25 protein-coding genes are annotated in these 23,804 nt (G+C 66.3%); 17 read left to right on the top strand and 8 right to left on the bottom strand.

Translation table 11 applies throughout. From position 1 onward, the window contains the following. The first annotated feature begins 46 nt into the window (after positions 1 to 46). The 5 genes from ASD87_RS13890 (at position 47) to ASD87_RS13910 (ending at position 6,043) form a co-directional block, all read left to right on the top strand. The gene (locus tag ASD87_RS13890) at positions 47 to 1,120 is read left to right on the top strand and encodes a putative 2-aminoethylphosphonate ABC transporter ATP-binding protein (RefSeq protein WP_056322430.1); all 1,074 of its coding nucleotides are present in this window, start codon (positions 47 to 49) and stop codon (positions 1,118 to 1,120) included. Continuing rightward, entirely contained in the window at positions 1,098 to 2,900 is a 1,803-nt protein-coding gene (locus ASD87_RS13895; protein WP_082586274.1) for a putative 2-aminoethylphosphonate ABC transporter permease subunit, read from the top strand. The genes ASD87_RS13890 and ASD87_RS13895 overlap by 23 nt, the downstream gene beginning before the upstream one ends. A gap of 17 nt (positions 2,901 to 2,917) precedes the next feature. Continuing rightward, positions 2,918 to 3,748, top strand: a complete 831-nt coding sequence (phnX, locus tag ASD87_RS13900) for a phosphonoacetaldehyde hydrolase (RefSeq protein WP_180099155.1) — start codon at positions 2,918 to 2,920, stop codon at positions 3,746 to 3,748. Between the two features lie 126 nt (positions 3,749 to 3,874). Continuing rightward, complete coding sequence (locus ASD87_RS13905; RefSeq protein WP_056322435.1) at positions 3,875 to 4,897, top strand: putative 2-aminoethylphosphonate ABC transporter substrate-binding protein; 1,023 nt, start codon at positions 3,875 to 3,877, stop codon at positions 4,895 to 4,897. A 15-nt stretch (positions 4,898 to 4,912) separates the two neighbouring features. Then, a complete protein-coding gene (locus ASD87_RS13910) occupies positions 4,913 to 6,043 on the top strand; it encodes a TIGR03364 family FAD-dependent oxidoreductase (RefSeq protein ID WP_056322439.1) in 1,131 nt (376 codons plus the stop codon). A 90-nt stretch (positions 6,044 to 6,133) separates the two neighbouring features. On the opposite strand, the gene ASD87_RS13915 is transcribed toward ASD87_RS13910, so the two are convergent. The 3 genes from ASD87_RS13915 to ASD87_RS13925 all read right to left on the bottom strand — a co-directional run bounded on the left by ASD87_RS13915 (position 6,134) and on the right by ASD87_RS13925 (position 9,762). After that, the gene (locus ASD87_RS13915) at positions 6,134 to 7,279 is read right to left on the bottom strand and encodes an aromatic ring-hydroxylating dioxygenase subunit alpha (RefSeq protein ID WP_056322441.1); all 1,146 of its coding nucleotides are present in this window, start codon (positions 7,277 to 7,279) and stop codon (positions 6,134 to 6,136) included. Positions 7,280 to 7,569: 290 nt separating this feature from the next. Beyond that, on the bottom strand, positions 7,570 to 8,580 hold the full coding sequence (locus tag ASD87_RS13920; RefSeq protein ID WP_056322444.1) for an acyltransferase: 1,011 nt from the start codon (positions 8,578 to 8,580) through the stop codon (positions 7,570 to 7,572). A gap of 213 nt (positions 8,581 to 8,793) precedes the next feature. Continuing rightward, entirely contained in the window at positions 8,794 to 9,762 is a 969-nt protein-coding gene (locus ASD87_RS13925) for a tripartite tricarboxylate transporter substrate binding protein (protein ID WP_056322447.1), read from the bottom strand. Between the two features lie 179 nt (positions 9,763 to 9,941). Here ASD87_RS13925 and ASD87_RS13930 point away from each other — a divergent pair, with 179 nt between their 5' ends. The 12 genes from ASD87_RS13930 (at position 9,942) to ASD87_RS13985 (ending at position 20,028) form a co-directional block, all read left to right on the top strand. Continuing rightward, on the top strand, positions 9,942 to 10,796 hold the full coding sequence (locus ASD87_RS13930; RefSeq protein ID WP_056322449.1) for an IclR family transcriptional regulator: 855 nt from the start codon (positions 9,942 to 9,944) through the stop codon (positions 10,794 to 10,796). 82 nt (positions 10,797 to 10,878) lie between these two features. Continuing rightward, positions 10,879 to 11,145, top strand: coding sequence for an exodeoxyribonuclease VII small subunit (locus ASD87_RS13935; RefSeq protein ID WP_056322452.1), 267 nt, complete (start codon positions 10,879 to 10,881; stop codon positions 11,143 to 11,145). A 7-nt stretch (positions 11,146 to 11,152) separates the two neighbouring features. After that, positions 11,153 to 12,064, top strand: coding sequence for a polyprenyl synthetase family protein (locus ASD87_RS13940; RefSeq protein ID WP_056322454.1), 912 nt, complete (start codon positions 11,153 to 11,155; stop codon positions 12,062 to 12,064). Positions 12,065 to 12,118: 54 nt separating this feature from the next. Then, entirely contained in the window at positions 12,119 to 13,981 is a 1,863-nt protein-coding gene (dxs, locus tag ASD87_RS13945; protein ID WP_056322456.1) for a 1-deoxy-D-xylulose-5-phosphate synthase, read from the top strand. Between the two features lie 192 nt (positions 13,982 to 14,173). Continuing rightward, positions 14,174 to 14,971, top strand: a complete 798-nt coding sequence (folE2, locus tag ASD87_RS13950) for a GTP cyclohydrolase FolE2 (RefSeq protein ID WP_056322459.1) — start codon at positions 14,174 to 14,176, stop codon at positions 14,969 to 14,971. A gap of 6 nt (positions 14,972 to 14,977) precedes the next feature. Then, the gene (locus tag ASD87_RS13955) at positions 14,978 to 15,901 is read left to right on the top strand and encodes a DUF817 domain-containing protein (RefSeq protein ID WP_056322463.1); all 924 of its coding nucleotides are present in this window, start codon (positions 14,978 to 14,980) and stop codon (positions 15,899 to 15,901) included. A gap of 186 nt (positions 15,902 to 16,087) precedes the next feature. Continuing rightward, positions 16,088 to 16,462, top strand: a complete 375-nt coding sequence (gene rpsF / locus ASD87_RS13960; RefSeq protein ID WP_056322467.1) for a 30S ribosomal protein S6 — start codon at positions 16,088 to 16,090, stop codon at positions 16,460 to 16,462. 50 nt (positions 16,463 to 16,512) lie between these two features. Further along, positions 16,513 to 16,836: a primosomal replication protein N gene (gene priB / locus ASD87_RS13965; RefSeq protein WP_056322469.1), complete on the top strand. Its 324-nt coding sequence runs from the start codon at positions 16,513 to 16,515 to the stop codon at positions 16,834 to 16,836. A 99-nt stretch (positions 16,837 to 16,935) separates the two neighbouring features. Next, positions 16,936 to 17,208 (top strand): 30S ribosomal protein S18, encoded by a 273-nt coding sequence (gene rpsR, locus ASD87_RS13970; RefSeq protein ID WP_006218308.1) that lies wholly within the window; start codon positions 16,936 to 16,938, stop codon positions 17,206 to 17,208. A gap of 14 nt (positions 17,209 to 17,222) precedes the next feature. After that, positions 17,223 to 17,678, top strand: a complete 456-nt coding sequence (rplI, locus tag ASD87_RS13975) for a 50S ribosomal protein L9 (RefSeq protein WP_056322471.1) — start codon at positions 17,223 to 17,225, stop codon at positions 17,676 to 17,678. A gap of 131 nt (positions 17,679 to 17,809) precedes the next feature. Continuing rightward, positions 17,810 to 18,649: an RIO1 family regulatory kinase/ATPase gene (locus ASD87_RS13980; RefSeq protein WP_056322474.1), complete on the top strand. Its 840-nt coding sequence runs from the start codon at positions 17,810 to 17,812 to the stop codon at positions 18,647 to 18,649. Next, complete coding sequence (locus ASD87_RS13985) at positions 18,646 to 20,028, top strand: replicative DNA helicase (protein ID WP_056322477.1); 1,383 nt, start codon at positions 18,646 to 18,648, stop codon at positions 20,026 to 20,028. The genes ASD87_RS13980 and ASD87_RS13985 overlap by 4 nt, the downstream gene beginning before the upstream one ends. Before the next feature lie 66 nt (positions 20,029 to 20,094). On the opposite strand, the gene ASD87_RS13990 is transcribed toward ASD87_RS13985, so the two are convergent. The 5 genes from ASD87_RS13990 to ASD87_RS14010 form a co-directional block, all read right to left on the bottom strand. Further along, complete coding sequence (locus tag ASD87_RS13990) at positions 20,095 to 21,072, bottom strand: bile acid:sodium symporter family protein (protein ID WP_056322479.1); 978 nt, start codon at positions 21,070 to 21,072, stop codon at positions 20,095 to 20,097. A 138-nt stretch (positions 21,073 to 21,210) separates the two neighbouring features. Continuing rightward, positions 21,211 to 22,191, bottom strand: a complete 981-nt coding sequence (gene pdxA, locus ASD87_RS13995; protein WP_082586275.1) for a 4-hydroxythreonine-4-phosphate dehydrogenase PdxA — start codon at positions 22,189 to 22,191, stop codon at positions 21,211 to 21,213. Between the two features lie 65 nt (positions 22,192 to 22,256). Beyond that, complete coding sequence (locus tag ASD87_RS14000) at positions 22,257 to 22,565, bottom strand: hypothetical protein (protein WP_056322482.1); 309 nt, start codon at positions 22,563 to 22,565, stop codon at positions 22,257 to 22,259. An 83-nt stretch (positions 22,566 to 22,648) separates the two neighbouring features. Then, positions 22,649 to 23,107, bottom strand: coding sequence for an Lrp/AsnC family transcriptional regulator (locus ASD87_RS14005; RefSeq protein WP_056322485.1), 459 nt, complete (start codon positions 23,105 to 23,107; stop codon positions 22,649 to 22,651). A gap of 78 nt (positions 23,108 to 23,185) precedes the next feature. Further along, positions 23,186 to 23,791 (bottom strand): hypothetical protein, encoded by a 606-nt coding sequence (locus ASD87_RS14010; protein ID WP_056322487.1) that lies wholly within the window; start codon positions 23,789 to 23,791, stop codon positions 23,186 to 23,188. Positions 23,792 to 23,804 lie beyond the last annotated feature (13 nt).

The following is a 23,804-nucleotide window of genomic DNA, read 5'->3' on the forward strand; positions in this document are numbered from 1 at the left end:
CAATACGCGGCTCCCATACTGCCTTCGTTCCCAGACCGGAGGCCCCATGCCCCAACGCGATACCGCCTTTCTCTCCGTGCAGAATCTCGTGAAGCGATTCGGCAGCCACACGGCGCTGGCCGACGTTTCGCTGGATATCCGCGCCGGAGAATTGGTGTGCATGTTGGGGCCGTCGGGGTGCGGCAAGACAACGCTGCTGCGCGCGATCGCCGGCCTGGAGCGCCAGGACAGCGGAACCATCGTGCTGTCCGGCCGTGATATTTCCCATGCCGAGCCGCAGGCGCGCGACTACGGCATCCTGTTCCAGTCCTATGCGCTGTTTCCGAACCTGACCGTGGCCCAGAACGTGGCCTATGGCCTGAGCGGCAAGCGCGCCCATCGCAACCACGTCGCCAGCCGCGTCGAGGAAATGCTGACGCTGGTTGGCCTGGCCGGCGCGGCGCAGAAGTATCCCGGCCAGATTTCGGGCGGTCAGCAGCAGCGCGTGGCGCTGGCGCGCGCGCTGGCCCCGTCGCCGTCGCTGCTGTTGCTGGACGAACCCATGTCGGCGTTGGATGCGCGGGTGCGAGAACACCTGCGAATCGAACTGCGCGCGCTGCAAAAGCGCCTGTCCATCACCACGCTGATGGTGACGCATGACCAGGAAGAGGCCATGGTGATGGCCGACCGCATCGCCGTGATGAATGGCGGGGTGATCGAGCAGTACGGCACGCCGCGCGAACTCTACCGCCAGCCGGCGTCGGCCTTCATCGCCGACTTCGTGGGCGAAGCCAACTGGCTGCCGTTCGAACGCATCGATACCCATCGCGCCCGCGTGGGGCGGCAGGAGCTGGCGGTCGACGCGGCGCTGGACGCCCGCTCGAGCAAGCTTTTCGTGCGGCCCGAGGCCGTGCGCGTCAGCATGGCCAAGCCCGAAGAGCCCAACGCCATGCTGGCCGACGTGCTGGACGGCGTGTTCCTGGGGCGCAGCTACCGCCTTGCCCTGCGCCTGGAAGGCGTGCCCGGCGCCACCGTGCATTCCATCGTGTCCCCCGAAACCGGAGATGCCCTCTTGGGCCCTCACGCTGCCAGCCGTTGCTGGGTGGAGCTGCCGCGCCATGCGATACGCGCCTACGCTTGATCCGGCCATGAACGATCCGCGCGCCGTGGGTCAGACCGTGCCCCATTCCCCGGCTCCCGCCGCCGTCGCGCCGCTGCCCGCCTTGGGACGCCGCCCGCTGCCCGCCTGGATCGGCGCGCTGGGCCTGGCGCTGGGGCAGGGCGGTCTGGCGCTCGGCCTGCTCGTATTCCTGGCGCTGCCCCTGGCGGCGATCCTCGTCAAATCGGTGACGGACGCCGATGGCGGCTGGGCGGGCCTGTTTGTCATCGCGGGCATCATCGGCGCCGATGGTTTCCTGGCCATGGTGGGGCGCAGCCTGGCCGTGGGAATCGTGACGACGTTGCTGGTCGTGCCCTGCGCCTACGGCTTTGCCTATGGCCTCACGCGCACCCGCCTGCCGGGCAAGGGCATCCTGCGCACGATCGCGCTGTTGCCGCTGCTTGCGCCGTCGCTGCTGCCCGGCATCGCGCTGGTCTATCTGCTGGGCAATCAGGGACTGCTCAAGGGCCTGACTGGCGGCGCCACGATCTATGGCTTCTGGGGCATCGTGGTGGGCGAGGCGTTCTACACGTTTCCGCATGCGCTCATGATCCTGCTGACGGGCCTGGCGCTGGCCGACGGCCGCCTCTATGACGCGGCGCGCGCCATGGGCGCGGGCACGTGGCGCACCTTCATGACGGTCACGCTGCCCGGCACGCGTTACGCGGTGTTCTCGGCCTGCTGCGTGGTCTTCACGCTGACCGTCACCGACTTTGGCGTGCCCAAGGTGGTGGGCGGCGACTACAACGTGCTTGCCATGGAGGCCTACAAGGCGGTGGTCGGGCAGCAGAATTTCCCCAAGGGCGCGGCCATCGGCATCCTGTTGCTGCTGCCGGCGCTGCTGACCTTCGTGCTGGACCGCCGGCTGCGGGCCCGCCAGGGCGCCCAGATGAGCGGCCGCGCGCAGCCTTACGCGGCCGGCGTGAACGGCCGCCGCGACTCGGCATTCCTCGCCCTGTCCGGCGTGATGGCTGCCTTTTTGCTGCTCATCATCGGTGTGGCGGTGTGGGCGTCGTTCGTGAAGATGTGGCCGTACAACCTGTCGATGTCGCTGCGTTCTTACGACTTCGACAACATGGACGGCGGCGGCTGGCTCGCCTGGCGCAACAGCCTGCAGCTCGCGTTCTTCACGGCGCTCGCGGGCACCCTGGTGGTCTTCGTGGGCGCGTGGATGATGGAGAAGGTGCCTGCGCGCGGCACGATGGCGCGCGGCCTGCGCGGCATGGCCGGCATGTTGGCGCTGATGCCGATGGCGGTGCCGGGGCTGGTGCTGGGCCTGGGCTACATCTTCTTTTTCAATAGCCTGGCAAACCCCCTGAACGTGCTGTACGGGACGATGCCGCTGCTGGTGCTGTGCACGGTCGTGCACTTCTACACCAGCGCCCACCTGACAGCCGCCACGGCGCTCAATGCGCTCGACCCGGAGTTCGAGGCCGCCTCCGCGTCGCTGAAGGTGCCGCGCCTGACGACCTTCCTGCGCGTGACGCTGCCGATGTGCCTGCCCGCGGCGCTGGATGTTGCCCGCTACCTTTTTGTATCCGCCATGACGACGGTGTCGGCCGTGGTGTTTCTCTACAGCCCGTCGACGGTGCTGGCCGCCGTGGCCGTGCTTAACATGGACGACGCCGGCTTCATCGGTCCGGCCGCCGCCATGTGCACGGTCATCATGGCCAGCTCCGCCGTTGCCGCCCTGGTCCTGCACCTGGCCAGCCGTGCCCTGGTGGCGCGCACGCAGGCCTGGCGGCGCCCGGCGACCCGTTGACCGGCCCATTTTTCAGGATGACTTCCATGACAGTTCAACCCTTGCCCGTCCGCCTCGAGGCGGTGATCTTCGACTGGGCCGGCACGCTGGTCGACTTCGGCTCCTTTGCGCCCACCAAGGTATTCGTGGACGCGTTCGCGCAGTTCGGCATGGACGTGTCGCTGAAGGAGGCGCGCGGCCCGATGGGCATGGGCAAGTGGGACCACATCCGTACCCTGTGCGACCAGCCCGCCATCGCCGCCCAGTATCAGGCCCGCTTCGGCCGCGTGCCCAGCGACGACGACGTCACCGCCATCTACGAGCGCTTTCTGCCGATGCAGCTGGAGAAGGTGGCGCAGTATTCGGCGGCCATTCCCGGCGCGGCCGACGTGATGCGCGCCTTGCGCGGGCGCGGCCTGAAGATCGGGTCGTGCTCCGGCTATCCCGCCAGCGTGATGCGCCGCGTCGTCGAGCGCGCGGCCGCCGATAACCTGACGCCCGATTGCATCGTCGCCAGCGACGAGGTCCCGCGCGCGCGTCCGGCGCCCGCGATGGCCTTAAAGAACGTGGTCGAGCTGGGCCTGTCCGACGTGGCCGCGTGCATCAAGGTCGACGACACCGCGCCGGGCATCGAAGAAGGCCGCCGCGCCGGCATGTGGACCGTGGGCCTCTTGCTGTCGGGCAACGCCGCGGGCCTGACGCTGGACGAATACCTTGGCCTTGCCGGCCCCGCCCGTGACGCCGCGCGCGCCGCCGCGCGCGCGGAGCTGGGACCGGCCGGTCCGCATTACGTGATCGACACGGTGGCTGATCTGCCGGCCGTGGTCGACGACATCGAAGCCCGTCTGGCGCGAGGCGAACGCCCCTGATCTAAACCCGTCCGCCCGGCGTCCCGGGCCACCCCCCAACCTTTGACTCACCGCGATCCGCAGCCGGCAGCCGCCGGCCGCGGGGACCTCGTTCATCCTGTTTTTCGCTCACGCACGGAGTTGTTCATGAATCGCTACAAGCTGCTTGCACTGGCCGCCGCCCTGACGGGCGTGATGGGCGCCGCCTCGGCCGAGACCACGTTGACCGTCTACACGGCGTTGGAAGCCGACCAGATCAAGGCCTACCAGGCCGCCTTCGAGAAGGCCAATCCCGACATCAAGATCCAGTGGGTGCGCGACTCCACCGGCATCATCGCCGCCAAGCTGCTGGCCGAGAAGAGCAACCCCAAGGCCGACGTGATCTGGGGCCTGGCCGGCACGGCGCTGGGCCTGATGGACAAAGAAGGGATGCTGCAGCCCTACGCTCCCAAGGGCCTGGACCAGATCGCCGCCAACATGCGCGACGCCAAGGCCGAGCCCGCCTGGGTCGGCATGGACGGCTACGCCGCCGCCATCTGCTTCAACACGATCGAAGCCGAAAAGCAGAAGCTGCCCAAGCCCACGTCGTGGCAGGACCTGACCAAGCCGGTGTATGCCGGCAAGATCGTCATGCCCAACCCGGCCTCGTCCGGCACGGGCTTTCTGGACGTGAGCGCCTGGCTGCAGATGTTTGGCGAAGAAAAGGGCTGGGCTTACATGGACGCCCTGCACAAGAACATCGGCTCGTACACGCACTCGGGCTCCAAGCCGTGCAACATGGCTGCCGCCGGCGAATTCCCGATCGGCATCTCGTTCGACTACCGCGCGGCCAAGCTGAAGGCCGACGGCGCGCCGGTCGAAGCCGTGTTCCCCTCGGAAGGCCTGGGCTGGGAAGTGGAAGCCACCGCCATCATGAAGGGCACCAAGAACCTGGAAGCCGCCCGCAAGCTGGCTGACTTCTCGGCCAGCCGCGAGGCCAATGAGCTGTACAAGGCCAACTTCGCGGTGCTGGCGATTCCGTCGATCGCCACGGCCAACCCGAACCTGCCCGCCGACCTGACCGCGCGCATGATCAAGAACGACTTCACGTGGGCCGCCACGAATCGCGACCGCATCATCGCCGAGTGGACCCGCCGCTACGACGGCAAGTCCGAGCCCAAGAAGAAGTAAGGCGGCGTCCCGGCGATGAAGACTTACGACGTAATCGTGGTGGGCGCGGGCATGCTCGGCATCGCGCATGCCTGGGCGGCCGCCAAGCGCGGCCTGTCCGTTGCCGTAATCGAGCGCAGCCGCCAGGCCCACGGCGCCACCATCCGCAACTTCGGACAGGTCATCGTGACGGGGCAGGCGCCCGGCACGATGCTGTCGCACGCGCAGCAGTCGCGCGAGCTGTGGCTCGACCTGGCGGACAAGGCGGGCTTTCATGTGCGCGCCAACGGGGCGCTGGTGCTGGCCCGCAACGTCGACGAGGCCGACGTGCTGCAGGAGTTCGCGGACACGCGCCTGCGGCAGGAAGGGTATCGCGCGGATCTGCTTTCCGCGCGTGAGGTGGCCGGCCTTTATGGCGGCCAGCTCGCGCATCACTGCCTGGCGCTGCGCGGCCACGACGATCTGCAGATCTATTCGCGCGAGGCGCTGCCGGCCATCACGCACTACCTGCAGTCTTCGTTGGGCGTGGACTTCATCACCGGAACGCTCGCGCGCGCCGTGGAAAAGGGCGAAGTCAGCACGTCGGCGGGCGACTTCACGGGCACGCACGTGTTCGTGTGCCCGGGCCACGATTACCTGACCCTGCTGCCGGAACTGTTCGCGCCGCTGGATCTGGAGGTCACGCGCCTGCAGATGCTGCGCGCGGTGTTCGATTCGCATCCCATCGCGCTGGACCGGCCGCTGCTGACCGGGCTGTCGTGCGTGCATTACGGCGCGTTCTCGGACCTGCCCACGGCGCAGGCGCTGCGCGGCGTGATCCAGGCGCGCACGCCCATGCTGCTGGAAAACGGCATCCACCTGCTGATCAGCCCCACGCCCTACGGCGAACTGATCATCGGCGATTCGCACCGCTATGGGCAGGACGCGCTGCCGTTCAATGACGAGGCCGTCGACAACGCGATGCTGGACCTGGCGTCGCAGGCATTGGGCGCGCGGCTGCGCGTGGTGGAGCGCTGGCAGGGCGTCTACGGCGCGCACGGGCCGGCGCCGTTCTCGGTCATGCCGGTGGATCCGGCGACCACGGTGGCGGTCATGCACTCCGGCGTCGGCATGACGGTGGGGCTGGCGATCGGAGAAAGGACGGTCGCTGGTGTCATCGGACGCTGACGCACGCTGACGCGTCCAGACGAAAAAAGGGCCTCGCGAATCGGAACCGATTTCGCGAGGCCCTTTGTCTTGCAAGCCGGGGCAGGGGAACTACACCGCTTGCATGATGCGGCGGTACCACTCATGAAAGTGCTGCATGCCGTCTTCCATGGGCGACTGGTAGGGACCGGTCTCGTTCACGCCGCGCAGCATCAATGCCTTGCGGCCAGCGTCCATGCGTTCGGCGATCTCGTCGTCCTCGATGGCCGTTTCCATGTAGGCCGCACGCTGCGCCTCGACGAATTCGCGCTCGAAGGCGGCGATTTCCTCGGGGTAGTAGAACTCGACCACGTTCACCGTTTCCTGCGGGCCCTTCGGGTACAGCGTGGACAGCACCAGCACATGCGGATAAAGCTCGATCATGTGCGTCGGGAAGTACGTGACCCACACGGCGCCGAAGTCGGGGGCGTCGCCTTCGCGGAACGACAGCAGGCGGTCGTGCCACTGCTTGTAGACGTCCGAGCCCGGCTGCGCCAGCGCATTGTGCACGCCCACCTTCTGCAGGCTGTACCAGTCGTTGAACTCCCAGGTCAGGTCGTCGCAAGTGACGAAACGCCCCAGTCCGGGATGGAACGGGCCGACGTGGTAGTCCTCGAGGTAGACCTCGATGAAGGTCTTCCAGTTGTAGTTGCACTGATGCACTTCAACGTGGTCCAGCACGTAGTCGCCGAAGTCGAATTCGGGACGCGCAAACAGCGGCGCCATGTCGGCGGCCGGATCGCGCGGGCCTTCGAAGAGCAGCCCGTGGCAATCGCGCAGGCGGAACTTCTGCAGGTTCATGCAGGGCGTGGTCTCGAACTGCGGCGCGCCCAACAACTCACCCTGGTTGTTGTACGTCCAGCGATGCAGCGGGCAGACAATGTTGCCGCCCGTGGCCTTCAGGTTGCCATGCGTGTTGCAGTTGCCGGCCACGTTGCCGGCCTGGCCGCCAAGCATCAGTGCCTGACGGTGGCGGCAGACATTTGAGATGAGTTCGACGCCGTGCTGGTTGCGAACCAGCGAGCGCCCTCCGTTTTCCTGGACCAACGTACGCCAATCCCCGATTTCGGGCACCAATTTCTGGTGGCCGACATAAAGCGAGGATTGCTTGAAAATGAGTTCTTGCTCGCGGGCAAAGAGGGCTTCGTCAAAATATGCGCTGACGGGTAGCTGGGTGCGAGCTGGCACGACATGTGCCATCCGACCGATGTCGGTCATGATTCCCTCCGCTCGGATAAAAAAGCCAGGACGGTTTGAGCCTTGCCAGGTGCTTTTGTTCAAGTCCAGGATCCCGGCGACGGTTCCGGCGGGTCTTGTTCGTGAATTCGAGCCTGGTTGAATCCGTTCTGGCGCGAAGAAAAATCGGTGTCTGGCCGATCAAGTAAGCCGTGAATTGTACCCCAAGGGCCTGTGCGACGCCCGGGGCAATCCCCCCGGCTTATCGAGGCAATCCGCGGGTGGTGTTGACCCGGCGCAAAGCGCGATTAACCCTTTAATCCGTAGGTCTTTCAGACGAGGCGCCGCGTGGCCGGATGACGGCGCAGCAGCCAGCTGCTGGCGGCTGACAACGCAAACACCATCATCGTCAGCAAGGGCACCGCCCACACATCGCGGTCTCCGCCGGAAAAGGCGCCCGCGCGGCGCGCGACATCCAGGAAGACCGGATGGATGAGATAGACGCCAAAGGTCAGCGGGGCCAGCGCGGCAAGCCTGGGCAGCCGCGGCGAGGACACGATCCATTGGAACGCGGCCAGCGACATGAACGGGACCGTCAGGCTGAAGTAGTCGTAGAAGTAGGTGTCCAGCACGTGGCCGTTGGACATGATCGTCACGCCCATCGCCGTCGCGGCCACGGTGGCGGCAAGCATCAGGCCCGGGCGCGGCACGCGCATCTCGCCGTCAAAGATCAGGCGGCCGGCGACGAAGTAGCCCAGATAGGGCAGGAACCACGTCAGGAAAAAACCATGCGGCGCGCCCAGCGCGCGGCGATAAAGGGCGTCAAGGATCGCCACCCCCAGGATGCCCACGACCCACAATGCCCGCGCCTTCGGCGTGCTGCGCGCATACAGCACCCGCACCAGCGGCGCGAACAGGTACAGGCCGACGATCATGTACAGGTACCAAAGGTGGTAGTAGGGCTCGCCCTGCGCGACCTTGCGCGGCCAGAACGAAAAGTCCACGCGTCCGTCGTCCCACCAATCCAGGCCGGTGCGCCACGCCAGGTAGAAGAGCGTCCAGAACAGCAGCGGCGCGCAGATCCGCGCCATGCGTTTGCTGTAGAAGCGCCGCGCATCGTGCGGCTTGTCGGGATCGAGCAGCAGGGCGCCGCTCACCATCACGAAGACGGGCACGCACCAGCGCGCGGCCGAGTCATACAGGTTGGCGGCCAGCCATGCGCCGCGGCCATGCGCGGCGGGATCGCTGACGATGAGTGCGGCGCTGTGCAGCAGAACGACGGCCAGCGCAGCCAGCCATCGGGCTGAGTCAAGGCGGGCGTATCGGTCTTCGGAGTGAGGCATCGGGCTCCCGGATGGTTCGGCTTCTTCTCGCCTTACCTTATCAGCGGCGCCACGCCGACTTCTGTATCCAGGGGTTAAGCCGCGCGTAAAAAACCGACAGGGCCGGGAGGGCGCTGTCGGGGGGAAGGGGCCTGCCCGCAGCTGAGCCACGGGCAGGCCGATCGCGGGCCGGCGGTCCGCGAACGTTTTGTCACGAAACCGGCGGGTAGAGGCTTACTGCAGGACGATGTTGGCCTGCTTGATGAGCTGCGACACGATGGGCTGCTCGGTCTTGATCTGCTTGTCCAGTTCGGCGGCGGTGCCCGAACGCGGGTCGATGCCCATGTCCAGCAAGCGCTTTTTCACGGCTTCGTCCTGCAGCGTTTCGGTCAGTGCGGCCTGCAGGCGTTCGACCACGGGCGCGGGCGTGCCCTTGGGCGCAACGAAGCTGAACCAGGCGGTCATGTCGAACGACGGGTAACCCTGTTCAGCCAGCGTGCCCAGGTTGGGCTGCGTCGCCAGGCGTTTGGGGCTGGTGATCGCGAAGACCTTGACCTTGCCGGCGTCGGCCTGCGGCATGCCGGTGGCCACCATGTCGAAGAACAGGTCCACGTCGCCGCTGATCAGGGCGGGCAGGGCCTGCGTGGCGCCCTTGAACGGCACGTGCAGGATGTCGATGCCGGCGCGTTCCTTGAACAGTTCACCGGCCAGGTGCGACGAGGTGCCCGGACCGAACGTGGCAAACGTCAGCTTGCCCGGATTCTGCTTGGCGTAGGCCACCACGTCCTGGGTGTTGTTGAACGGGCGCTTCGGCGTGGACAGCAGGACCAGCGGGCCGACGCCGACCATGCCGATCTTGGCGAAGCTGTCGGGGTCGTAGGGCAGTTCCTTATACAGATAGCGGTTGGTCACCAGCGTGGAGTTCGTGGCCATCAGGATGGTGTAGCCGTCCGGCGCTTCGCGCGAGACGTAGGCGGCGCCGATGGACGTGCCCGCGCCGGCCTTGTTCTCCACGATCATCGACTGGCCCAGGTTCTTGGCCATCCGCTCGGCCAGCACGCGCGTCAGCACGTCTGTGGCGCCGCCGGCCGGGAAGGGCGAAATCACCTTGATGGGCCGCGCCGGATACGTGTCGGCCTGCGCGCCCAGCGCGGCAGCGCTGAGCATCAGGGTGGCGAGCAGTTTGAAGCTGTTGCGAATCATGTTTTCCCCTTGAAATCGCGTGGTCAGAGTGGATCGACGGGCCTGGCTTGGCTGACTTGATACGCACGCCGGGTGCGAACATCGGGCCGCTTGCCAGGTCTCCTGGGATGCTATAAATTCCGTTATATGGAATTTAATTTTGTCATTCGAAATAAACTATAAAAACGAAGCGTATAGAAATGCAATCATTTTCTGGCGGCAAGCGCGCCGCCCTCCCGCCGTCCAAGCCGGACCAGAAGCTTGAACTGAGCCTGCCCGCGCGCCGCAAGCGCGCCGCCGGCTCGGGAGAGGGCGCCCATTCGCCCGACTTCATCACCGCGCTGGCGCGGGGCCTGGACGTGCTGCGGTGCTTCCGGCACGGCGTGGCCGCGCTGGGCAACCTGGACCTGGCTCGCCTGACCGGCTTGCCCAAGCCCACCATCAGCCGCATCACCTACACGCTCACTGAGCTGGGTTACCTGCGCTACCACTCCGACACCGGCAAGTACTCGCCCGGCTATGGCGTGCTGGCGCTGGGATTCGGCCTGCTTGCGGGGCTAGAGGTGCGTGAGCTTGCCAAGGCCTCGATGACCGACCTGGCGCGCGAGACCGGTGGCGCCGTGGCCCTGGGCGCCTTCGACGGCGATGCCATGACCTACGTCGAAGCCATCCACGGCTCGTCGGCGCTGTACTTGCGCTTGCCCGTGGGTTACCGCGCCACGTTGGACAGCGCCATGGGGCGCGCCTATCTCGCCAGCCTGCCCGCAGACGAGTGCGACGCCGTCCTCGCGCGTCTGGACCAAGGCGCCCCAGCCGCCGAGACCATTGCGCGGGCGCGCGCCGAACTCGCGCAAACCGGCTGCTGCTTCGCAATCGGCGAATGGCAGTCCGGCATCAACGCCGTCGCCGTGCCGTTCACGTCGATCACGGGCGAGGGCGTCTTCGTCATGAGCTGCGGCGGACCGGCCAGCCTGCTCGAGGCCTCGCTCCTTCGCGACCGCGTGGCCCCGGCGCTCCAGGCTGCCGTGGCAGGCCTGGCGGGGGCGCCGGCCTAGCGCGCGGGGCGCTTGCGGGCAGCGCTTGGCTATCTCGTACAATTCACGGATTAATCCACCCCCTAGTGCCCCGGAGGCCCGTTTGGCCAAACCCACTCAAGCTGATCCGCAGAACGACGATCGTCCCTTGCCCCAGGATTTCGAAACGGCGCTGGCCGAACTGGAATCGCTGGTCGCGGCCATGGAAGACGGATCGTTGCCGCTCGAGCAGTCGCTGGCTGCCTACCGGCGCGGTGTGGCGCTCACACGGGTTTGCCAGGAACGACTGGCCCAGGCTGAGCAGCAGGTCAAGGTCCTCGAGGGCGGCCTGCTCCGGCCGCTGGATCCCGCGGCGCTGGACGACGAATAAGAAGCCGATGAAGCAAATTCAACTCGCTTTTCCCGAGTGGTTGCAAGGCCGTGCGCTGCATGTCGAAGACGTGCTCGACGACCTGCTGCCGCCGGCGGACCTGGCGCCTGCCCGTTTGCACGAAGCCATGCGCTACGCCGTGCTTGGCGGCGGCAAGCGCGTTCGGGCCGCCTTGGTCTATGCCGCCGGTCAGGCTTGTCCCGTCAGTGGCAGCGTGCTGGCCATCGAGGCCTCTCTGGACCGCGCGGCGGCCGCCGTCGAACTGATCCACGCCTACTCGCTGATCCATGACGATCTGCCCTGCATGGACGACGACACGCTTCGCCGCGGCCGGCCCACCACGCACGTGCAGTTCGACGAAGCCACCGCCATGCTGGCGGGCGACGCGTTGCAGCCGCTGGCGTTCGAGCTGGTCGCCTCCATGCCGATCGCCCCGGCGCTGATCGTCCAGGCCACCCAGTCGCTGGCGCGCGCCGCCGGCAGCCGTGGCATGGCGGGCGGACAGGCCATCGATCTGTTCAGCGTCGGCCGCGCGCTGTCGCGCGACGAACTCCAGACGATGCACGGCATGAAGACCGGCGCGATGCTGGCGTGCAGCGTGGCGTTGGGCGGCATCGTGGCGGGCGCCAGCTCGGCCTCGCGCCAGGCGCTGGATGCCTACGCGCAGGCCATGGGCCTGGCGTTTCAGGTGGTCGACGACATTCTGGACGTCACCGCGGACAGCGCCAGCCTGGGCAAGACGCCCGGCAAGGACGCCGCCGAAAACAAGCCCACCTATGTTTCCCTGCTGGGCCTTGACGCAGCGCGGGCCTTCGCCGAGGAACTGCGTGTGACGGCGCTGGCCGCCCTGGCGCCGCTGGGCGACGCCGGCGGGCGCCTGGCCCAGCTTGCCGACTTCATCGTTCTTCGAGACCGCTGATCCGAGATCAGCCCGGCCTTCCTGGTAGGCCGGGCCAACGAACCCCATAAAAGCATGACGACAGATTTACTGGACCGCATTCAATCGCCGGCTGACCTCAAGCGCCTGGATCGTCGCGAACTGAAAAAGCTCGCCGACGAACTGCGTGGCTTCGTGCTGGAGTCGGTATCCAAAACGGGCGGTCACCTGTCGTCCAACCTGGGCACCGTCGAACTCACGCTGGCGCTGCATCAGGTGTTCGACACGCCGCATGACCGCATCGTCTGGGACGTCGGCCATCAGTCCTATCCGCACAAGATCCTGACGGGGCGCCGGGCCGGCATGGCCAAGCTGCGCCAGCAGGGCGGCATCTCCGGTTTCCCCAAGCGCAGCGAATCCGAATACGACGCCTTCGGCACCGCGCACTCGTCCACGTCGATCTCGGCGGCACTGGGCATGGCGGTCGCCTCGCGCAATGCGGGCGTGCAGCGCCAGCACATCGCGGTGATCGGCGACGGCGCCATGTCGGCCGGCATGGCGTTCGAGGCCATGAACAACGCGGGCGTCACGCCCGGCATCAACCTGCTGGTGATCCTGAACGACAACGACATGTCGATCTCGCCGCCGGTGGGGGCGCTGAACCGGTATCTGGCGCGCCTGATGTCCGGACGCTTTTACGCCACGGCCAAGAATGTGGGCCGGGCGGTGCTGCAGCATGTGCCCCCGGTGCTCGAGCTGGCGCGCCGCTTCGAGGAACACGCCAAGGGCATGGTCACGCCCGCCACGCTGTTCGAGGAATTCGGCTTCAACTACGTCGGCCCCATCGACGGCCACGACCTGGACGCGCTGGTCCCCACGCTGCAGAACCTGAAAGCCCTGGAGGGCCTGCAGTTCCTGCACGTCGTCACGCGCAAGGGCCAGGGCTACAAACTGGCCGAAGCCGACCCGGTGCTGTATCACGGTCCCGGCAAGTTCGATCCGGCCGTCGGCATCCTGCAGTCCAAGGCGCCGGGCAAGCGCACCTTCACGCAGGTGTTCGGCAAGTGGCTGTGCGACACGGCCCAAGAGGACGCGCGTCTGGTGGCCGTCACCCCGGCCATGCGCGAAGGCAGTGGCCTGGTCGAATTCGAACAACGCTTTCCGCAGCGGTATTTCGACGTGGGCATCGCCGAACAGCATGCCGTCACGTTCGCGGCTGGCGTGGCGTGCGAGGGCCAGAAGCCCGTCGTCGCCATCTACTCCACCTTCATGCAGCGCGGCTACGACCAGTTCATCCATGACGTCGCCCTGCAAAACCTGGACGTGACCTTCGCCCTGGACCGCGCCGGCATCGTGGGCGCGGACGGCGCCACGCACGCGGGCAACTACGACATCGCGTTCCTGCGCTGCGTGCCCAACATGGTGGTGGCCACGCCCTCCGACGAAAACGAAACCCGTCTGCTCCTGTCCACCTGTTATCAGTACCCGGGTCCGGCGTCGGTGCGCTATCCGCGCGGCGCGGGCTGCGGCGCGGCGGAAGCCGAAGCCCTGGATACCGTTGAACTGGGCAAGGGCATCGTGCGGCGTGAAGGCAAGAAGATCGCCATCCTGGGTTTTGGCACGCTGGTGCAGGCAGCGCTGGGCGCCGCCGGCAAGCTCGATGCCACCGTGGCCGACATGCGCTTCGTCAAGCCGATCGACCGCGACCTGATCCTGGATCTCGCGAGCCGCCACGACGCGCTCGTCACCGTGGAAGACGCGTGCATCATGGGCGGCGCGGGCAGTGCGGTGCTGGAAGTGCTGAGCGCGGCCGGCGTGCTGATCCCGGTGCTGCAACTGGGCCTGCCGGACGAATTCATCGACCACGGCGAACAATCGGCCCTGCTGGCCGGCCTGGGCCTGGATGCCGCGGGCATCGAGCAGTCGATCCGCACGCGTTACGCCAGCCTGCTGGCCTGAGCCGGCTTCATGCTTGCGGCCGAGGGCGCAAGCATGAAGCCGCAAGGATGAAACACACTGTTCCGGCCCCTCGGGCATGCGGGCCACAGGGTTACCGCTCCCGATCGCCTGCGGGTGGGCGATAATTAGCCCCTTTCAAGACAACTGGGCGGGTCGCTCCACGGCGCACCGGGCCCGGACAGGTAAGCCGAAATGAATTCTCCGATCGACCCCGCCATCGTGATGCCCGACGTCCAGAGCGCCACGGACACGCGGCATATCCCGATCCAGCGCGTCGGCATCCGCGGCGTGCGTCACCCCATGCTGGTCCAAAGCGGCGACGGCTCGGCGCAAGGCACGGTCGCCAACTGGACGCTGACCGTGGCCCTGCCGCCCGAAGAAAAGGGCACGCACATGTCCCGCTTCGTGGCGCTGCTCGAAAAATACCGCCGCACGCCCATGACGCCGGCGCTGTTCCGCACCATGGCGGCCGACATGCTGCCGCTCTTGCATGCCGAGCGCGGCGACATCACGGCTTCGTTCCCGTACTTCATCAACAAGTCCGCGCCGATCTCCGGCGTGCAGAGCCTGCTCGACTACGAGGTCCAGTGGATCGCGCGCGCACAGGCCGACCGGGTCGAATTCGAGCTCGTGGTGCAGGTGCCCGTCACCAGCCTGTGCCCGTGTTCCAAGGCCATCTCCGAGTACGGTGCGCACAACCAGCGTTCGCACGTCACGGTCTCGGCCATCCTGAACGAAGACATCTCGATGGACGGCGTGATCCGCCTGATCGAAGACGAAGGCTCCTGCGAACTGTGGGGTCTGCTCAAGCGCCCCGACGAAAAGTTCGTCACCGAGCGCGCCTACGACAACCCCAAGTTCGTCGAAGACCTGGTGCGCGACGTGGCCGCCCGCCTGAACGCCCATCCCGGCATCGCGCGCTATCGCGTCGAGGCCGAGAACTTCGAGTCCATCCACAACCACTCGGCATACGCCGTCGTCGAAGGCTGAGCGCCGATGCGCCACCCGGCGGCCAGCGACTGGCCGCTCATTGCCGGCCTGCAGCAATGGGAAGCGCGGCTGGCCAGCAATCTGGCCAGCCGGGGCCGCCTTGGCGTGGCGCTGTACGAGTTCTTCCGCTTTGGCGTGAAGCAGGCGTGGGCCTGTCTTTTTGGCGGCCTGATGTGCGCGCTGCTGCTGGGCACGCACTGGTGGTATCCCAAGGATGCCGCCCTGGCGCGCTACGACTTCCTGACGCTTGCGGCGCTGGGCATCCAGGCCGCGTTGCTCGCGCTGCGCATGGAAACCTGGAGCGAGGCCCGCGTGATCCTTATGTTCCATGTGGTCGGCACCTGCATGGAAATCTTCAAGACCGCCGCCGGCTCGTGGATCTATCCCGAGGCGAGCGTGCTGCGCATTGGCGGCGTGCCGCTCATTACAGGCTTCATGTATGCCGCGGTGGGCAGCTATCTTGCCCGTGTGTGGCGCCTCTTCGACTTTCGCTTTCGGTCGCATCCGCCGCTGGCCGCGACGGTGGCGCTGTCGGTGCTGATCTACCTGAATTTCTTCGCGCACCATTATGTCTGGGACTTCCGGTGGGCGCTGTTCGCGATGACGGCCATGCTGTTCGCGCGCACGTGGGTGTATTTCCGCATCTGGCAGGTCTACCGGCGCATGCCGCTCCTCTTGGGCTTTGTGCTGGTGGCGCTGTTCATCTGGTTCGCCGAGAACATCGGCACCTTTGCCAATGCGTGGCGCTATCCCAATCAGTCGCACGTGTGGCAGGTGGTGTCCATCGCCAAGCTGGGCTCCTGGTTCCTGCTGATGATCATCAGCTACGTCATGGTCAGCGCCGTGAACCGGCCGCGGCCCATTGGCCAGTCCGATCTGCCCGCCGCCGACGGGCAGGCGTCTGCCGGTAACGCGTCCCTTATTTCCTGAGCTTTCATCGGCTTGCACGGGATCGCTCAATCGGTGATAATCGAGAGCTTTCTTGCTCGACCGCCCATGGTTTTTGGGTAGCGGGCTGCCCCTTGCGGCGATCGTCGATGATCCTTGATCCACCCATGATGGAAAGCGCGGGTGCAAGACGAACTGCCAGCAAGACATCCTCAAGGAGTTTTACCCATGCGTCACTACGAAGTAGTGTTTATCGTTCACCCCGACCAAAGCGAGCAAGTGCCCGCCATGGTCGAGCGTTACCAAGCACTGGTCACGGGCCAAGGCGGCTCGATCCATCGCCTGGAAGACTGGGGCCGCCGTCAACTGGCCTACCCGATCCAGAAGCTCGTCAAGGCTCACTACGTCTGCCTGAACATCGAGTGCGGCCAAGCCACGCTGGATGAGCTGGAACACTCGTTCCGCTACAACGACGCCGTGCTGCGCCACCTGGTCATCAAGACCAAGAAGGCCCAGACCACCCCGTCGATCATGATGAAGTCGGTCGAGCGCGAAGAAGCCCGCAAGGCTTCGGCGGAAGCTGCCCCGGCTCAGGCCGAGTAAGCACGCTCACGCAGAGCTCATCGCATCAAGTCCCCTCGGTACCAGGCAGGATGAACAAGCTGGAACTCAGCGCACGCGTTCTCGAATGCGAGCCTTTGCGCCACACGCCCGCCGGTCTGCCAGCACTCGAAATGCTGCTGGCGCACGAGTCGGAGGTCATCGAAGCCGGCCACCCGCGCCGTGTCGAACTGACGATCGCCGCCGTGGCACTGGGAGATCTGGCGCTGCTGTTGAAGGACACCGCGTTAGGGTCCGAATTGCTGGTGCAGGGGTTTTTGGCTCCCACCCGCAAGGACTCGGTGAAGATCAAGCTGCATCTGCAGCAAGCACGCAAGATCAAGGCAAGCGCCGGACGCGATCCGCAGGTGGCTTGAAGCGAATGAGACCCAGGGTGCGAGAGCGCCTTCTGAATACGGATAGGTTATGGGGAAGTGGGCAATGACCCAGTCCCCTCAAACATAAAGGCACATATCATGGCTTTCTTCGGAAAACGCAAAGAAAAACGCAAATTCACGCAGCAGAACCCGCTCTTCAAGCGTCGTAAGTTCTGCCGCTTCACCGCAGCCGGCGTCGAAGAGATCGACTACAAGGATCTGGACACCCTGCGCGACTTCGTGCAAGAAAACGGCAAGATCATCCCGGCTCGCCTGACCGGCACCAAGGCAATCTACCAGCGCCAGCTGGACACCGCCATCAAGCGCGCGCGCTTCCTGGCTCTGTTGCCTTACACCGACAACCACAACTAATCCGGGGCACTGAAATGCAAGTTATTCTGCTCGAAAAAGTCGTCAACCTGGGCAACCTGGGTGAAGTCGTGCGCGTGCGTGATGGCTACGCCCGCAACTTCCTGATTCCCCAGAAGAAGGCCCGTCGCGCAACCGACGCCGCCCTGAAGGAATTCGAAGCCCGCCGCGCCGAACTGGAAAAGGCCCAGGCTGAAAAGCTGGCCGCTTCCCAAGCGCTGGGTGAGCGCATGAACGGCTACCAGCTCAAGATCGTTCAGAAGGCCGGCGTCGACGGCCGTCTGTTCGGTTCGGTCACCAACGCCGACATCGCCGAAGGTCTGAAGAAGGCTTCGTTCGAAGCCGTCGAAAAGGCTCAGGTCCGTCTGCCCAATGGTCAGCTCAAGGCCATCGGCGAGTACCCGGTCCAGGTCGCCCTGCACGCCGACGTCGTGGTCGACATCACGGTGCTGGTCGAAGGCGAACTGTCCTGATCCGGCAGTCGCGGTAAAAAGAAGCCGGCCCGCGCGCCGGCTTTTTTTCTTTTCGCGGCAATGGGCCCATTTTCTGCTGAAGGGTGCGTGGCCCCACACCCTCGCTGTACGCTGTCATTCCCGAGGACCTCTTGACTCATCCGCCTGTCCACCACAACGCCCCGCCCGGATTGCGAGCCTGGCTCGACAGCGTGGATGCGTCGCGTGAACCTTCGGTGCGCGATGTGACGATAGATGGCGTGCGCTGCATCATCAAGCGGCGCCGGCCCGGCATCCTGCAGGGCGTGAGCTATGTCCTGCGCTACGTGCGCGCCTTGTTCCTCGCCGTGGGCTGCAAGGTGTTCCTGGGCGAGTTTCCGCGCCCCAGCGTGCTGCTGCGCAATGGCCTGGCCCACGAAGGGCAGCGTCTGGCGCAGTTGCTGCAAGCCGGGGCCCGTGTCCCCGAAGTCTGGTGGCGCGAGCAGAACCTGCTTGTGCTGGAGTTCGTGGGCGAAGACCTGGCCGATCTCATCCGCAACGAAGACTCCACCTCGCGCCTGTGGCTCACGCGCGCCGCCGCGGCCGACCTGGCCGCTTTCCATGTGCGCGGCATGTGGCATGGCGGGGCGCAGATCCGCAACGTGACGTTGCGCGACGGCGAGATCTGGCGCATCGACTTCGAGGAAAACATCGGCGCGACGCTGTCCCGGCCGCTTGCGCAAGCGTATGACCTGTTCCAGATGCTGGCCTCGCTGGTCTCCTTGCGTAAACTCGAAGACGACGACGCCAGGTCGCTGGGCAAGCTGGCGCTGGACGTCTACCTGGAGAGCAATCCGGATCCCGAGGTGCGCGTCCGCCTGAAGCGGCTGGCGCGCGTGCTGTGCGGCATCGCCATGCCCCTGCGCCCGGTCCTCGCCCGTTTTCCCTCGCGCGATATCCAAGGGTTTTTCCGCGTCGCCGATATCCTGCAGCCGTTACTATTGAAGCCATGAACACACCCGCCGATTCCCAGCTCGAGTACCTGCGCGTCCCCCCCCATTCCATCGAGGCCGAGCAGTCGGTCCTGGGCGGACTGCTGCTGGACAACGCCGCATGGGACCGCATCGCGGACGTGCTCCTTGAAGAAGACTTCTACCGGCACGACCACCGGCTGATCTGGCACCACATCGCTCGCCTGATCGGTCTGGCGCGCCCGGCCGATGTCATCACCGTGCACGAATCCCTCGTCAGCGCGGGCAAGGCCGAAGAGTCCGGCGGGCTGGCGTACCTGAACGCGTTGGCGCACAACACGCCGTCGGCCGCCAACATCCGCCGGTACGGCGAGATCGTGCGCGAGCGCGCCATGCTGCGCAAGCTGGTGTCCATCGCCGACGAAATCTCGTCGGCCGCCATGAACCCGCAGGGCAAGGAAGCGCGCCAACTGCTGGACGAGGCCGAGTCCAAGGTGTTCAAGATCGCCCAGGAAGGCGCGCGCGGCGCCGCGGGCTTCCAGGAGATCCAGCCGCTCTTGACCCAGGTGGTCGAGCGCATCGACGAGCTCTATCACCGCGAGAGCACGTCCGACGTGACGGGCGTGCCCACGGGCTTTACCGACCTGGACAAGATGACGTCCGGCATGCAGGGCGGCGACCTCATCATCGTGGCGGGACGCCCCTCGATGGGCAAGACGTCGTTCTCCATGAACATCGGCGAACACGTCGCCATCGAAGAGGGCCTGCCCGTGGCGGTGTTCTCCATGGAAATGGGCGCGGTTCAGCTCGCCATGCGTATGCTGGGTTCCGTGGGGCTGCTGGACCAGCACCGCATGCGTACCGGCAAGCTGATCGCCGAAGACTGGCCGCGCGTCACCCACGCCGTGCAGCTCATGCAGGACGCGCAGGTCTACATCGACGAATCGCCCGCGCTCAGCCCGATGGAAGTGCGCGCCCGCGCGCGCCGACTGGCGCGCCAGTGCGGCCAGCTCGGCCTCATCATCATCGACTACCTGCAGCTCATGTCGGGCAACGGCTCCGGCGAAAACCGGGCCACCGAAGTGTCGGAAATCAGCCGCTCGCTCAAGGGTCTGGCCAAGGAACTGAACTGCCCGCTGATCGCGCTGTCGCAGCTGAACCGAAGCCTGGAGCAGCGCCCCAACAAGCGTCCCGTGATGAGCGACCTGCGTGAATCGGGCGCTATCGAACAGGACGCGGACGTGATCCTGTTCATCTATCGCGACGAGGTCTACAACCCGGATTCGCCGGACAAGGGCACGGCCGAGATCATCATCGGCAAGCAGCGTAACGGTCCCATCGGCACGGTGCGGCTGACGTTCCAGGGTTCCAGCACGCGCTTCCTGAACTTCTCCGGCGCGCAGCCGCGGGACATGTACTGATCCCGGCGGCCGCCGCCGCCCAATAAAAAACCGCGCTGAGCGCGGTTTTTTCATTCTGGACAGCGATCAGTGCTGCGCATCCGGCCGCTTGCCGTAGCGGGCCGCCAGCACGCCGCAGACCATCAGCTGGATCTGATGGAACAGCATCAGCGGCAGCACCACCGCACCCACGGCGTGCCCGGCGAACAGCACCTGAGCCATCGGAATGCCGCTGGCCAGGCTCTTTTTCGAGCCGCAGAAGAGCAGCGTGATGCGGTCTTCGATGCTGAATCCAAAAATCCGGCCGGCCAGGGCCGACAGGCCCAGCGCCAGCGCCAGGATCACGCAGCAGCAGACGACCAGGCCAACCAGCGCGGGAATAGGGGTGCTGCTCCACAGGCCTTCGTTGATGGCTTCGGAAAATGCCGTGTAGACCACCAGCAGGATCGAGCCCTGGTCCACGAACTTGAGCATGGCCTTGCGCTTGTGGACCCAGGCGCCGATCCAGCGCCGCGCGAACTGGCCCAGCACGAACGGCAGCAGCAGTTGCAGCATGATCTTGCCGACCGCATCGAACGAGATCGGCGCGCTGCCGGCGTTGGCCACGACCGTGCCAACCAGCAGGGGCGTGAGAAAGATGCCAAGCAGGCTCGACGCCGACGCGCTGCACACGGCGGCCGGGACGTTGCCGCGCGCCATGGACGTGAACGCGATGGCCGATTGCACGGTGGCCGGCAGGCAGCACAGGAACAGGATGCCCAGATACAGCTCGGGCGTGACCAGCGGCTCGAGCGCCGGCTGCAGCGCCAACCCCAGCAGCGGGAACATCAGGAACGTCGCCGAGAAGATGGTCAGGTGCAGCTTCCAGTGCGTCAGGCCCGCGATGATGGCCTCACGGGAAAGGCGCGCCCCGTGCAGGAAGAACAGCAGGCCCACGGCCACGTTGGTGATCCAGCCGAACACGACGACGCCTTGCCCGTGCGCGGGCAGGAAACTGGCGATGATGACGGTGCAGATCAGGTAGAGGGTGAAGCGGTCAGGCAGGAGTCGAACGAGGCGGGACATGGGAAGGGAGGGAAGAACGGAAAGCGGTGGCGCAGGGCGCCGGAAACGGGGCGTATTGTAGACCCGGCGCGCGGCCGGGCCGTGGCGCGGCCGCGCGAATCGTCCGCGCGCTGAGGCAACCGGCGGCTTTTTACGCGCTCAGGGCGTCATCGCGAGCGCGAGGTCAAAGGCCGCGACCAGGGATGCATGGTCGGCCAGACCCTTGCCCGCGATGTCGAACGCGGTGCCGTGGTCAACGCTGGTGCGCACGAAGGGCAGTCCGACGGTGACGTTCACGCCATGATCCAGGCCCAGGTACTTGACCGGGATGAGGCCCTGGTCATGGTATTGCGCCACGACGATGTCGAATTCGCCGCGGCGGGCGCGCATGAAAATGGTGTCGCCCGGCCAGGGGCCGCTGGCATCGATGCCTTCGGCGCGGGCGGCAGCGATGGCCGGCTCGATGATGTCCACGTCTTCGCGGCCGAACTTGCCGCCTTCGCCTGCGTGCGGATTCAGTCCCGCGACGGCGACGCGCGGCTGCGCGATTCCCATCTGGCGGCAGGCGTGGTGCGCCAAGCGCATGGCAGTCAGCTCGGCTTGCGGCGTGATGCGCGCCATGACATCGGCCAACGCGACGTGGATCGTCACCAGCAGCACGCGCAGCTCATCATTGGCCAGCATCATCGCGAAATTCTGCGTGCCGGAGCGGTCGGCCAGGATTTCGGTGTGGCCCGGAAAATCGATGCCGGCCTCGTGCATGGACTTCTTGTTCAGCGGCGCGGTGACGATGGCGCGGATGCGTCCGGCGAGCGCATCGTCGATGGCGGCGCAGACGTAATCGTAAGCCGCGCGGCCGGCCAGCGCGCTGACCCGTCCCAACGGCAGGTCCGCCGGCAGGGCGGGGCTGCAGGCCACCACCTGGATGCAGCCCGCATCGGGCCGAGCCTGGCCGATGCCGGCGATCTCGACGATGTCCAGGCGCGCGCCAAGCTGCGCGGCCGCCCGGTGCAGCGCACCCGCGTCGCCATACACCACACAGGGCGCGCCCAAGCCCTGCGCGCAGGCCTTGACGACGATTTCGGGACCGATGCCGGCGGCATCGCCCATGGTGATGCCCACGGGCAGAAGAGTATTCACGATGCAGGCAGAGAGAGGGGGAATGCGGAAATGCTACACCCGAAGCCGGACGGCGCCGTGGGCATCTACTGGGCGGCGGGCTTGGGCGGATCGATCGGCGCGCATTCGAAGGTGACCGTGGCGCGCTTGGAGCCCAGCCCGGTGGCGTGGTTGGACGTCACGCTGGGTTTGACCAGCTTGCGGCCAAGCGACTGGCAGTATTCGTCCGCGCGCTCCAATGTCTTGATCTTGATCTCGACCCAGCTCAGCAGTTGCGTGCCGGAACTGTAGGTGACGCTGTATTGGTCTTTTTCGAGGGGCTTGACCTCGCTCATGCTGGAACACGCGGTCAACAGGACGAGGAGGGCGGCGGCAGGGGCAAGGCGAGCAAGCATGAAAAATCCAGGATTCGCGACAGGCCCCCATTACACCACCATGTTGCGCCCGCCGGAAAGACGGGCGGGGCAAAGGCCGCCGGTCAGGGCGCGGCGACCGCGCTGCGCCGGTCGACCTTGCGGCTGAGCACGATCGAGGTCTGGGTCTGCTTGACGCCGTCGATGAGCCCGATGCGGTCCAGCAGCGCGTCCAGCTGCTCATGGGTCTCGCAGCGCAGGAAGATCAGGTAATCGTAGGGGCCGCTGACGGAAGACACCTCTTCGACCTCGGGCATCTTTTCCAGCTCGCGGATCACGGCCGCCGGCGTCTTGGGCAGCACGCTGATGAAGCAGTAGGCCCGCACCGCTGCCTCTTCCAGCAGCCGGCCCAGGCGCACGCCATAGCCCGCGACGATGCGCTCGCGCTCGAGCCGCGCGATACGCGCCACCACGGTGGTTCGCGCCAGGCCAAGCTTGCGCGCGAGGATGGCGGCCGGTTCGCGCGCATTGGCCTGCAGCAGGCTCAGCAGTTGCCGGTCGATGGCGTCGAGTCGTTCGTTCATGCGGTGGGCGATGGCGTCGGGCGGATGGCGAAGTGGCGACGGTACAGGCGCCGGCCTGCCTGCGTCAATGCGGCGGGGTTAGCCGTCGGACTCGGGCGGAATGCCGCCGTGATAGATGCGACCGTCGAACTCGAAGCGCGTGATCGTTTTCTGGGCTGCGTCGAAGATGCGGTCGCGGCTGGCGTCGTCCAGGCCGTCGTGGTCCGCGAAGCTGAAGCGGCACAGGTCGATGTCGCTGTCATAGAACGCGCTGTGCACGAAACGGCTGACATCCGCCTCATGGGCGAAATGCGCGAATTCACGCAGTTGCTCCATTTCGTGGAACGAGCCGTTGCGGCTGACCAGCAGCATGCCGAACTTGCGCTCTTCGTCCGCCATGGGTTCGGGCGGCGGCGGCGCGTCGCCAGCGTGGGGATCCTGGCAATCGAAGTGCGCGCCGGCCTCGCGCATGGCGGCCAGCACGCGCTGCCATTCGGACTCCTGCAGCGTCAGGCGCGCCATCATGTAGAACAGCCGCTGCCGGCCCAGCGTGCGCGGCTCGGCGCCGCCGACATAACTGGGCCAGGGCGTCGATGCGTCCAGCCCGGCCAGCTCGGCCATCTTGCCATCGCTGTAGCCCAGCCTGTCCTGCAGGCGTTGCAGCGACTGGGCGCTGGGCGGGACGTAATTCTGGATCGTTTTCATGAGCGCGCTCCGG

The organism is Achromobacter sp. Root170, assembly GCF_001428165.1.
Classification (GTDB): domain Bacteria; phylum Pseudomonadota; class Gammaproteobacteria; order Burkholderiales; family Burkholderiaceae_B; genus Achromobacter; species Achromobacter mucicolens.

What these genes read in the sequence shown, in the direction of transcription:
- ASD87_RS13920 (WP_056322444.1), bottom strand. Translation starts at nt 8,580, where the DNA reads ATGCCTCACTCCGAAGACCGATACGCCCGCCTTGACTCAGCCCGATGG.
- ASD87_RS14010 (WP_056322487.1), bottom strand. Translation starts at nt 23,791, where the DNA reads ATGAAAACGATCCAGAATTACGTCCCGCCCAGCGCCCAGTCGCTGCAA.
- rpsF (WP_056322467.1), top strand. Translation starts at nt 16,088, where the DNA reads ATGCGTCACTACGAAGTAGTGTTTATCGTTCACCCCGACCAAAGCGAG.
- ASD87_RS13910 (WP_056322439.1), top strand. Translation starts at nt 4,913, where the DNA reads ATGAAGACTTACGACGTAATCGTGGTGGGCGCGGGCATGCTCGGCATC.
- dxs (WP_056322456.1), top strand. Translation starts at nt 12,119, where the DNA reads ATGACGACAGATTTACTGGACCGCATTCAATCGCCGGCTGACCTCAAG.
- priB (WP_056322469.1), top strand. Translation starts at nt 16,513, where the DNA reads ATGAACAAGCTGGAACTCAGCGCACGCGTTCTCGAATGCGAGCCTTTG.
- rplI (WP_056322471.1), top strand. Translation starts at nt 17,223, where the DNA reads ATGCAAGTTATTCTGCTCGAAAAAGTCGTCAACCTGGGCAACCTGGGT.
- ASD87_RS13905 (WP_056322435.1), top strand. Translation starts at nt 3,875, where the DNA reads ATGAATCGCTACAAGCTGCTTGCACTGGCCGCCGCCCTGACGGGCGTG.
- ASD87_RS13990 (WP_056322479.1), bottom strand. Translation starts at nt 21,072, where the DNA reads ATGTCCCGCCTCGTTCGACTCCTGCCTGACCGCTTCACCCTCTACCTG.
- ASD87_RS14000 (WP_056322482.1), bottom strand. Translation starts at nt 22,565, where the DNA reads ATGCTTGCTCGCCTTGCCCCTGCCGCCGCCCTCCTCGTCCTGTTGACC.
- phnX (WP_180099155.1), top strand. Translation starts at nt 2,918, where the DNA reads ATGACTTCCATGACAGTTCAACCCTTGCCCGTCCGCCTCGAGGCGGTG.
- rpsR (WP_006218308.1), top strand. Translation starts at nt 16,936, where the DNA reads ATGGCTTTCTTCGGAAAACGCAAAGAAAAACGCAAATTCACGCAGCAG.
- ASD87_RS14005 (WP_056322485.1), bottom strand. Translation starts at nt 23,107, where the DNA reads ATGAACGAACGACTCGACGCCATCGACCGGCAACTGCTGAGCCTGCTG.
- ASD87_RS13930 (WP_056322449.1), top strand. Translation starts at nt 9,942, where the DNA reads ATGCAATCATTTTCTGGCGGCAAGCGCGCCGCCCTCCCGCCGTCCAAG.
- ASD87_RS13925 (WP_056322447.1), bottom strand. Translation starts at nt 9,762, where the DNA reads ATGATTCGCAACAGCTTCAAACTGCTCGCCACCCTGATGCTCAGCGCT.
- ASD87_RS13940 (WP_056322454.1), top strand. Translation starts at nt 11,153, where the DNA reads ATGAAGCAAATTCAACTCGCTTTTCCCGAGTGGTTGCAAGGCCGTGCG.
- folE2 (WP_056322459.1), top strand. Translation starts at nt 14,174, where the DNA reads ATGAATTCTCCGATCGACCCCGCCATCGTGATGCCCGACGTCCAGAGC.
- ASD87_RS13890 (WP_056322430.1), top strand. Translation starts at nt 47, where the DNA reads ATGCCCCAACGCGATACCGCCTTTCTCTCCGTGCAGAATCTCGTGAAG.
- ASD87_RS13985 (WP_056322477.1), top strand. Translation starts at nt 18,646, where the DNA reads ATGAACACACCCGCCGATTCCCAGCTCGAGTACCTGCGCGTCCCCCCC.
- ASD87_RS13915 (WP_056322441.1), bottom strand. Translation starts at nt 7,279, where the DNA reads ATGACCGACATCGGTCGGATGGCACATGTCGTGCCAGCTCGCACCCAG.
- ASD87_RS13895 (WP_082586274.1), top strand. Translation starts at nt 1,098, where the DNA reads ATGCGATACGCGCCTACGCTTGATCCGGCCATGAACGATCCGCGCGCC.
- ASD87_RS13955 (WP_056322463.1), top strand. Translation starts at nt 14,978, where the DNA reads ATGCGCCACCCGGCGGCCAGCGACTGGCCGCTCATTGCCGGCCTGCAG.